8 protein-coding genes are annotated in these 10,176 nt (G+C 46.7%); 6 read left to right on the forward strand and 2 right to left on the reverse strand.

Annotated features, from left to right (window positions below; genetic code table 11):
* Positions 1-21: 21 nt before the first annotated feature.
* The 6 genes from FC82_RS13005 to FC82_RS13025 all read left to right on the forward strand — a co-directional run bounded on the left by FC82_RS13005 (position 22) and on the right by FC82_RS13025 (position 8,618).
* Complete coding sequence (locus tag FC82_RS13005; RefSeq protein ID WP_054760501.1) at positions 22-1,713, forward strand: ATP-binding cassette domain-containing protein; 1,692 nt, start codon at positions 22-24, stop codon at positions 1,711-1,713.
* Entirely contained in the window at positions 1,713-3,017 is a 1,305-nt protein-coding gene (locus FC82_RS13010; RefSeq protein WP_268873506.1) for an ATP-binding cassette domain-containing protein, read from the forward strand. The genes FC82_RS13005 and FC82_RS13010 overlap by 1 nt, the downstream gene beginning before the upstream one ends.
* Positions 2,999-3,343 carry an ATP-binding cassette domain-containing protein gene (locus FC82_RS17345; RefSeq protein WP_054760495.1) on the forward strand — a complete coding sequence of 115 codons (345 nt, stop codon included), beginning with the start codon at positions 2,999-3,001 and terminating at the stop codon, positions 3,341-3,343. Before FC82_RS13010 ends, FC82_RS17345 begins: the two co-directional genes overlap by 19 nt.
* 724 nt (positions 3,344-4,067) lie before the next feature.
* Positions 4,068-5,294: an acyltransferase gene (locus tag FC82_RS13015; RefSeq protein WP_054760494.1), complete on the forward strand. Its 1,227-nt coding sequence runs from the start codon at positions 4,068-4,070 to the stop codon at positions 5,292-5,294.
* A gap of 597 nt (positions 5,295-5,891) precedes the next feature.
* Positions 5,892-7,430 (forward strand): AMP-binding protein, encoded by a 1,539-nt coding sequence (locus tag FC82_RS13020; RefSeq protein WP_054760492.1) that lies wholly within the window; start codon positions 5,892-5,894, stop codon positions 7,428-7,430.
* Between the two features lie 276 nt (positions 7,431-7,706).
* The gene (locus FC82_RS13025; protein ID WP_056997228.1) at positions 7,707-8,618 is read left to right on the forward strand and encodes a LysR family transcriptional regulator; all 912 of its coding nucleotides are present in this window, start codon (positions 7,707-7,709) and stop codon (positions 8,616-8,618) included.
* A gap of 395 nt (positions 8,619-9,013) precedes the next feature.
* Here FC82_RS13025 and FC82_RS13030 read toward each other — a convergent pair whose 3' ends face one another.
* The gene (locus FC82_RS13030) at positions 9,014-9,805 is read right to left on the reverse strand and encodes an ABC transporter ATP-binding protein (protein WP_056997229.1); all 792 of its coding nucleotides are present in this window, start codon (positions 9,803-9,805) and stop codon (positions 9,014-9,016) included.
* Positions 9,806-9,844: 39 nt separating this feature from the next.
* On the reverse strand, positions 9,845-10,000 hold the full coding sequence (locus FC82_RS16770; RefSeq protein WP_156405154.1) for a hypothetical protein: 156 nt from the start codon (positions 9,998-10,000) through the stop codon (positions 9,845-9,847).
* Positions 10,001-10,176 lie beyond the last annotated feature (176 nt).

A 10,176-nucleotide genomic window follows, 5' to 3' on the forward strand; every position in this document is an offset into this window, starting at 1 on the left:
GTCAAACTAAGGAGGAATCATATGATTAAACAGCTTTGGCAACTAGGTCACACACAGCGCTGGCGGACCTACGTCCAGGTGATTGGTCAATGGCTGGCTGAAATGCTGATCGTGACTTTGTTATGCCTTTTCACTTATCAGGTGGCAACTGAAAGCTGGTTACCTGTGTTGCTCACCCTTCTGGGGATACAACTGATCATTGTGATTATTTACACTTTTGCCGTTTCAGATCACTTGAGTAATCGGTGGGCACAGGCTGCCAGCACGGAGCTTCAGGACCGGTTTTTTCAATATTATCTAACGGATAATCGTGTTGACACCGGACAGACGATGAAAGTGATCCATCAAGACCTAGCCACAATCAAAGGCTTGGCCGTGTTCTACAACACCATCATTCCAACCACTTTGCAACTGATCCTTACTGGTATCGTGATGGTTGTTACCGTTTTGTACATACATCCTCTGACTGTCTTGATTCCATTACTTGGCATCGTTGTCCTTGGCGCCGGGATGGGACTTTTGGAAGGTCTGGGCAACAAAAAAAACCTCGCCTACATTGATAGTTTCAACCATATGGGCGAACGCTTCTTGGACGACTTTGCTGGTATGAAAACGCTGATTATGTATGGCCGGCAGAAGCGCTATGCCCGAAACTTTGCTCAAGATTCGGAAACCTTTCGGCAAAAGACAATGGGTGTGCTGGTATATCAACTGCAGACCCTGACCATTATGGATTTTTGTCTCTATGGTGCGCTTGGCTGGTTCGTGATTGCCCAAGGCATTGCTGTTCATCAACAAGCCCTGACCCTACCGGAAGCAACGTTGATCAGTACGCTGGTCAGCATTTGGCTCATTGATTTTCGAAAATTCGGGTATTTTATCCACATTTTCATGTCGTTGCTGCCAAAGGTAAAACACCTTTTTGATTTGACCCAAAATACGCCCAATACCGTGTCAGTCAAAACTACGGGCAGCAAATTAACCCCCGAAACGATACGCTTCAGAGGTGACCTCGGCTATGATGGCCCCCTCGTGAGTCACGTGGATCTGACGCTTAAAATGGGCACGATTACTGGGCTTGCAGGTCCTAGCGGCAGTGGTAAAAGTACGTTAGCCGCCGTTTTAATGAAACAGTTGGCGCCGCTTGCTGGCACCGTCACCGTTGATGACGTGGACCTTGCAACGATTGACCAGCGCGATTGGTGGGCTTCGGCCGCTTATCTGGGACCGACCACTGTGTTGTTTGACGGCACGATTGCGGATAACATTCTGCTCAGTAACCCCGCCGCCCAAAATTGGGAATCACAGTTAGCCGATCGTCATCTTTGTCAGTTCGTTCGAGATCTGCCAGATGGGTATCACACCCAGGTTGGTGAAAACGGTAATCGGCTGTCGCAAGGTCAGCGGCAACAAATTGTCCTCGCCCGCGCCATCATTGCTGACAAGTCCGTTTATGTGTTCGATGAGATCACGGCCAACGTTGATGTGGCCAACGCCGAATTGATGCTGCAGGCTATCACCCAGCTAGCCAAAGCCAAAATTGTTTTACTGATCACCCACCGTTTGGATGACATCGAACAATTACCTCTGGTTAATTTGATTGACGACAATCAGTTACTTGCAGGTACGCCGGCCGAACTGACACAAAAAGTCCCGGCGTTCAAAGCGCTGTTAGACCAGCAAAGTGCCCTATTAAAGGAGGTGCGTGCCTAATGTTAACGCGTTTATTAAAAAATGCTGGTGCCTTGAATGCGACTCTGGTTGTCAGTATTCTGGCTGGGATCTTAGCCACCTTTTTTCAGTTAAGCATCTTAGGTATGGGCTACTACGCGATCGCCACTGGGTTTCAAACAACGCCGTGGTTACTGCTCTTTTTAGCAGCACTCGTAGGTGGCTTTTGCCGTTTCGGTGAACAGTACCTCGGTCACCTGGTTGCCTTCAAGCTCCTATCGCGTTTCCGAAACAAGGTCTACGACAAATTGATGGTGCTTGCGCCAGCTAAGCTCGACAATAAACACAGCAGCGACTTGTTAAAGTTAGTTGCGCAAGACATTTCCCAAATTGAAATTTTCTACGCGCACACCCTATCTCCAGTGGTCATTGCTGCCGTGGTCTCGGTGATTCAAGTCATTGTGCTGGCATTCGTGTCACCATGGTTGGCCTTGATTGCGCTCATTGCCTACGCCGTAATGGGGATTTGGATGCCATTACACCATGCCAAACGCATGAAGACCCCAACTGCTGCTCTCAGCAAAGCAGATACGTTGCATCAGCGGCTAGCCGCGGAAACCGTTGCCGGTAAATTCGAATTGCAGCAATATCAGGCAAGCGACCCGCAACTGGCAAAACTAAATGCAGCGACCAGCGACTACTGGTTAGTCAGTCGGGATAAATCCAGTAAACAAGACCGCCAAGCGCTGGTGATGCAGTTGGTCTTGGTTATCAGTCTCGCTGTATTCGGAATCGTCGCAGTCAGCCAAAATGTGTCACTGATGTGGGTCCTTCTATTCCCATTCAGTTTTAGCCGAGTACTGGCCTTAGCCTCCCTGCCCGGTTCCTTATCTGGCGGACTGTTGGCTGCCAAGAAATTTTTCGCATTACTTGATGAGGAACCGACCGTGGTCAACCCAGAGAATGGTGCCACGCTCACCGAACTCACCAACGCCAACCTGAATCAGGTCGCATTTGCTTACCCGCAGCGCCCTGATGACCAGGTGCTGGATAGCGTTTCAATGACCCTGACCCAGGGTGAACGGATCGGCATCATCGGAACCAGCGGCGAAGGCAAAAGCACCATCGTAAAGCTGCTAATGCGCTGGTATGACGCCAACGCTGGTCAATTAGCCGTCAATCATACAGCCGTTAGTGCCATCGATTTAGACAGTTTACGCGGTACCATGAACTACATGTCTCAAACTCCGCAACTCTTTGATGGCACTATTCGCGAAAATTTAACTTTGCGCGACGAAACGATCAGTGATGACACCCTCTGGAACGGTTGGCTTGGGTCCAACTGACCGACGTCATTAAGCAACTGCCAGACCAGTTAGCCACCCCTATTTCAACCGCGCATGACAGCCTGTCCGCCGGCGAACTGCAACGTTTGGAGTTAGCCCGTGCCCTTGCTCACCCATCGAGTTTGCTCATTTTGGATGAACCAACAAGTAATCTCGATGTCCGCAACGAAGCGTTGATCCTCGCCGCTGTTAAACAGCATTATACCGGTTCAGTGATCATCGTAACCCATCGTGAATCAACGTTAGCCATCTGTGACCGGGTCTTGCGGTTGTCGCATGGTCGACTGAAACCTGTTTCTTATGGTGACAAGGCGGTCTCTGGGTAATCAATTTGATGTTTCAGAGATTGACAATGCCCAGTTAAAAAAGTCGTAGTCAGCAGCCGTACTGGATTGTTGATTGCGGCTTTTTTGTGCCATAAATATTACTTTGTCGCAACTTCTGGCGTGGACAAGATTCACGTGTGCTGTAATGAGAGGACCAATAAATACACGATTGACTGCAGAATGACACTTGGTTGTGGCCTTTACTTGTATGAGTGTTCTTGCACTTTTGGGCGTATTGTCCAGAGTGGTGCTTGCAACTCGGTTTTAGGCGTCATTGCCTAACTGAGTTTCGCAAGGCAGGGGTTGCTGCATAAGGGACTCTGAGCCAAAAAGTCAGGCCCGGACTTGTTCTTTTAGATTGTCCAGAGTGGTGCTTGCAATGCGGTTTTAGGTATCATTGCCTAAACGAGTTTCGCAAGGCAGGGGGCTGCTGCATAAGGGACTCTGAGCCAAAAAGTCAGGCCCGGACTTTTTGGCTCAGAGTCCCTTATGCTCCGCCCCCTTAACGCCTTGCTTCACTCTCTCTTAACCAATTCCTAAAAACTCCCACAAACCCCGCTGCTCACCAATCATTCGGTCACCGAACTATTAGGAAATACCCGACAAAAGTTTAACTTAAGTCGCGTTTAAGCTTTCTTTCTTAGCCTAATAAGTGCTTGTTAAATCGGATCGCCTGTCAGGGCGGTCCGTTTAGGGGAAAAACTGAAACGGAAGGTGACACTACTTGACTAACGCAAAACCAACTCCTATCACGAAATCGCAGCACAAACCTCACTTATACGAGATCGACCTCATGCGACTGCTCTTTATCTGCGGTGTGTTATTAAACCACACCATTAACGAATTTACCGGGTCGATGGCCTCCAGCACCGCCCTGCCCTACTACATGGTCGAATCAATTCGGCTGATATTTCATTTCACGCGAATGGGTTTCCTATTCATGAGCGGCCTAGTGCTCATGTTGAACTACTATCATCGAAACGACTGGGGCACCTTCATGAAGAAGCGCTATAAGGGCAGCATCTGGCCCTACCTCATTTGGAATTTTATCTTCTTAAGTATTACCACTTTGATGGGCAGTTCCGGTTTCAATCTGCATGACTTTAGTATGTCATACCTCAGTTACGTCATTCATGGTAATCAGTCATACATGTACTTCATGCTGATTATCATGCAGTTGTACCTGTTATTCCCAGGTATCGTCTGGTTATTTCGCAAACTGGAAGGCCATCACAATCAAATTTTGGCCGTCAGCTTCCTTGTTCAGCTGGCCATGATGTTCTTTATCAAGTTCTACATGCGAAACGTGGATACTTCCACTTGGCTCTACTGGTTCAAATCTTACAGTATCAACGTGTTTGTTTACCAGTTCTACTTTATCGCCGGCGCCTACACAAGTCTCTATCACGAAAACGTGTACGCATTTGTGAAACGACACATCCGGCCGATTGCTATCGTGACGGCCACGCTCTCCCTTGGGACGATTGTCTATTTCCGCATTTGGAATGAGAAGATTCTCGGTCTCAGTGAAGGCTTATCTGATACCCCGCACCAACCGTATATGTTCCTCTACGACACCTGCATGATCGTGGTTATCTTTTACGTTGGAAAACGCTACGCTTCTTGGCGGCAAAAGGGCATGCCGGGTTGGCTTGACCGGATGATCCAACGGTTCGCCAAAGTTAGTTTCGGAATGTACCTCAACCAAATTGTCGGCCTCACACTGCTGAAAATTGGTTTGAGCCACCTCGCCGTTTCTGACTTAACGTTGATGCTGCTGATTCCAGTCGGTTACCTGTTCGTGCTCGGCTACTCGTTTACGTTGGCCTGGTTCTGTTATAAGATCTGGCCACTGGGCATATTTGTTGGTCGGCCGCAAAAAATCAACCCATTTAAACGACGGCGTACTGAAGCCCTTGTTTTGAATGAAAAAACCTCACGCAGTAAATAATAAGATTAAGTGAACAGCACAATCGAAATCATCGGCTGCGCTGTTTGATATCTTCCCTGTCACCATGTGGTCTTCGCATTTCACACCTGTTTATCATTTTAGCCGACTATTAACGCAAAAAGAGCCTTTAATTATGAGGAAAAGAGGAAAAGATTTACTTCGTTTTTCATTAAAGTGTTAAAAAGACTATTTTTTGTGCATCATTTTTCGTATAATGTGCGTAGCGAAAACTATTTTTCTATTGTGTTTCATTTTCGTGTTCACAGCTGTGACGAAACAGGCGTCATGGTCAATGAGCATGTAATCGTTTTATACAGCTTAAGGCTTTCTTTACTAAATATTGGACGAGGTTCCCGTATTCCTTTCACAAGTGTGTTTTAATACAGCATCTCGGCTCGTTTTTGTGGTGAAACTTTAAGCTCGGTTTAAGTTAGCTATTCTAGCATTCATATCACCTAATGGATTAGCGTCCAACGTTTCAGCAGTGGCCAGCCACTGTTGATCCTAGTTAAAAACGCGGTCGACACGCTATTCTCCTGACAGGAACAATTGCCTAGACAAAACAGTACATTTCACAATCAATAAGGAGTTCTTGCAATGACAAAATTAACCACCATCCTCACCGATCAACTGGAAAATAATTTGAACGAAAACCTGTTTAAAGACGAAAACATGCAGCAATGGTTCACCGGCCAAGACATCAAAGACGATGTTACTGCCCTCCAAAAGGCCTTTACGGACAACAAAATTGGCCACGGCGATCAAATCTTGGTCTGCATGCCAAACTCGGCTGTTTTTCCAGCAATCAACCAAGCTGCATGGAATTTGGGCATCATCATTCACCCCATCTCACCATCAACGCCAATCGCAAAATTGCAAGAAGACCGTGCCAAGCGTCGCTACCCTGGCATGTTATTAATGCCAGAACTTGCTAAAACCTGGACCGGCTCAGAATGGCGGACAGAGTTGTTGAACCTACACACCAGCCCAGAACTCCATTTTGTGCTGGATGAAGACCAACTCTCAAAACGTGACGCTGCTGACATGACCCCTGTTACGGACGATGACCTTGGGTTGATCATGAACACCTCAGGAACTACCGGCGAACCAAAGCGGGTCGGTCTGACCCAATCGATGCTGCTAAACGCCGCACAACACGATGCTGTCAGCAACCACATGGACGAGCACGACATTGCCATGGTCACCATGCCAATGTTCCACATCAACGCCCAAGTCATTACAACTTTGGCAACTCGGGTATCCGGCGGGAAGGTTCTTGTTACCGAAAAATTCTCTGCCAGTCGTTTCTGGAAACAAATTCACGATAACGGTGTGACATGGGTTTCAGTTGTGCCAACCATCGTATCATTCCTATTATTAAATGAAAAAGCAAACGCAGCTTACGAAGAACTTAAAGACGGGATCAACTTGCGTTACGTCCGTTCGAGCTCATTTGCACTTCCTGAAGAACGTAAGGAACTGTTCGAAAAACGGTTTGATACTCAAATCGTTGAAGGATACGGCATGACTGAATCCGCAAGTCAATGTACTATCAATCCTTTCGACGCCCCTAAGATCGGCTCAGCTGGTAAAGCATTTGGGACTGACGTTGCCATCTTAGTTGATGACAAAATCACTCACGATGCAAACGTCAAAGGTGAAATCGTCATCCGTGGCGACCATGTTATTTCGAGTTATATGGATCCAAAACGCGATGCCTTTAAAGATGGCTGGTTCCTGACTGGTGGCCTTGGCTACTTCGATGAAGATGCCTACCTCTTCGTTAAGGGCCGCAAGAAGGAAATCATCTCTCGTGGTGGTGAAAAGGTTGCTCCAGCAGCTGTGGAAAACACCTTGAGCGAACTTGATTTCATCGAACAATTAGCCGTTATCGGTATGCCTGACGACCTCTATGGTGAAGAAGTGACCGCCGTTCTCGTCAGCACCACACCCGGCTTAAACGAAGCTGACCAGCGTCAAGCAATCTTCGATTACGCTAAGGACCACTTAGCTAAGTTCGAAGCCCCTACTCGCGTTGAATTTGTCCGTGAATTCCCACGGAATATCACTGGCAAAGTCCTGCGTCCAAAATTGCGGGATCAATTGTTAATGGCCGGTGAACAAAACGAAGCCTAATTCCTAAAGTTATCGACAAAAAACCTCAAGAATGATTTTTGAGGTTTTTTTGTTGTTCAAATTTTCTGTCACAGTTATGCCGCTGATTATTCACGTGTTAGCAGGTGAACAACTTACATGCAACCATGTCAAATCTCGAGATTTTTCAACAAATTAATTCACAAATCCACTCATCTGCGCCAAATTACAGTATAATTTATTTAATGAATTAAGCTCCCTATAAGGTTAGTATCAGATAATTGAATTAACTAATACGCTACATAAGGAAGGAATCACGTGAACATTCAGCAAATGCGTTACGTCCTGGCTGTGGCCGACAACGGTAGTTTTCATTCTGCAGCCAAGGCCCTATTTATCTCGCAACCAACATTATCTAACAGCATTCAAAAATTAGAGACCGAGCTCCAGGTTCAGCTCTTTAAACGCACTCGTCAAGGCACGTTCTTGACGACATCGGGCGCCGCCTTTGTTAATCAGGCGCGCAAAATCGTCACCGATACCGAAAATTTACAGCACTCATTCACAAATAAACCGGTGGCAACGCGTTACTTTTCCGTTTCAGCGCGACACTATGACGGTATCGGAACGGCCATGTGTCGGGTGATGGAACGCTACCCGAACTACCAGTACCTGCGTGCCTATGAAAGTACCATCGCAAAAATCATACAAGATACCGCTCAGGGCAAGAGTGAGATTGGTGTCGTGTTCTTAAATGACGTCAACCAAGCCCACATCATCAGCGCGCTAGGCCAAAATAACCTGATTTATGACACGCTGGGTAATTTTCAATCACAGATCCTGATTCGTCAGGAGCATCCCCTTTCACGCAAACCGGTGATTGAAAAACGCGATCTCAGCCAATACCCGCAAATTCGGTTTACCCAGGATGCAACCTACTCTGAATTTACCGATGACCCGTTCGTTTTACCCGGTTCAGGTCCCATCATCGCGATCAATGACCGGGCCACGATGACAAATATCATTAACCAAACCGATGCATACACGGTTGGTTCCGGGATTCTAGAAACCCCCCAGAAATCTGGGTTGATTGCCCGGGCGCTGAATGATGTGCCAAAGAATCAAATCGTAGTTTTGCGTCAAGCCACCCATGAACTCACCGAGGTGGCGCAATACTTTATTAGCGAGCTGAAAGTTTGTTTGGCGGCCAATTTGGTGGATGTTAATTGATAGTAGGAACTCTTTTCGACTAGGTCGGCAAGAAATCCGGAATTTGAATGAATCGCCCCGATCGCTTGTAGAAACGAACAACAAAAGACGATTGAGCTAAAAAATATAGAGACCCCAACTAAAACCCTGAATCTGGGATTTTAGTTGGGGTCTCTTTAAATGGCCGGAAGTGGCCGTCTATTGCAGGTCTAGGATAGGATAAACCTAAAGCACGGAATATCAAGCTTAAGCACGTTTAGGTAATCCGGGTTTTCAACCCACTTAAATTCCCGTCTTAGCACAAACAGTCATTGTCCTGACACAAGTTTAAAAGCCGAAAAAATGGCGGCGTGGCAAACGATGCAAGCGTCTAACTGATATTGCTGGTGTTAACCGTGCAGTTCTGCCGCCAAACATTATTCCAATATATCCTGACTAATCATTTCCAGAATTTTCTTTCGCTTCGCCAGAAAATCCTTACTGTACCGAATATCGTCGTCATTATCCCTTAAGATATCGGTCGTAAACGGCGCTGGGAAGTCAGCAATGATCCGGCCTGGGTGTTTGGACATCACGACCACCCGACTGCCCAGGAGAAGCGCCTCATCCACGTCATGAGTGATGAAAAAGATGGTGTTGTGCGACTTAGCCCAAATCCGGCGAATTAGGTTTTGCATCTGATTCTTTGTCAGCGCATCTAACGCGCCGAATGGTTCGTCCATCAGCAGAATCTCTGGCTTATTGATCAGCGCACTTGCGATGGCTGCCCGCTGCTTCATCCCGCCAGATAGTTCGAATACTTTTTTATCACCCCAGTCATCCAATTTCACTTCAGCCAGATATTTTTCAACTTCCTCAGCAATGGTTGCCTTGGCCACGTGACGCATACTGAGGCCAAAACCAACGTTTTTCTTCACCGAGTACCATTCGTACAGCGTGGAATTTTGAAAAACAACCCCCCGCTGTGCATCGATACCATTAATCTCGTTGCCATCCAATGACGCCGTGCCACCTGTAGGTTTAATGAAGCCCGCCAGAATTTTCAGCAGCGTACTTTTGCCGCAGCCGCTGGGGCCCATAACACAGACAAACTCACCGGGATAGATGTCCAACGAGACGTCTTTAATGGCTGGTCCATTACCATCCTTACCGCCATAATCCAGCGACACATTGTCGACTGAAATCAGTTCCTTTGTTTTTTCTACCATTTTTTGGTCACCTCATTTAAACGTCAATCACGTTCATGACTATTTCAGTGCTTTCTTAACATAACTGGCATCAATTGCATCAGACATTGTTGAACTTGACGGTACCGAAGAAATGTTCTTTTGTTGCTTGTTGAACACTTCAACGGTCTTTAGAATTTTAGCCAGCTTGCCTGAACTCAGATAAGATTCTTGCACATTACCAGATAACCAGTCGTTCTCAGTAATTTGACTCTTGGCTTCTGATTCAGAAATACCTTCCCAGCTGGCAACGTCCTTGATGGCCTTCTTCGGGTTGTTTTTAACGAGTTTATAAACTTCCCCGATTTAAAATTGAAGTGCAACACTTGATAACTAGACCAATTAGACTAGCT

Origin of the sequence: Secundilactobacillus collinoides DSM 20515 = JCM 1123, assembly GCF_001435975.1 — a bacterium.
Taxonomy (GTDB): domain Bacteria; phylum Bacillota; class Bacilli; order Lactobacillales; family Lactobacillaceae; genus Secundilactobacillus; species Secundilactobacillus collinoides.

What these genes read in the sequence shown, in the direction of transcription:
- FC82_RS13020 (WP_054760492.1), top strand. Translation starts at nt 5,892, where the DNA reads ATGACAAAATTAACCACCATCCTCACCGATCAACTGGAAAATAATTTG.
- FC82_RS13005 (WP_054760501.1), top strand. Translation starts at nt 22, where the DNA reads ATGATTAAACAGCTTTGGCAACTAGGTCACACACAGCGCTGGCGGACC.
- FC82_RS13010 (WP_268873506.1), top strand. Translation starts at nt 1,713, where the DNA reads ATGTTAACGCGTTTATTAAAAAATGCTGGTGCCTTGAATGCGACTCTG.
- FC82_RS13030 (WP_056997229.1), bottom strand. Translation starts at nt 9,805, where the DNA reads ATGGTAGAAAAAACAAAGGAACTGATTTCAGTCGACAATGTGTCGCTG.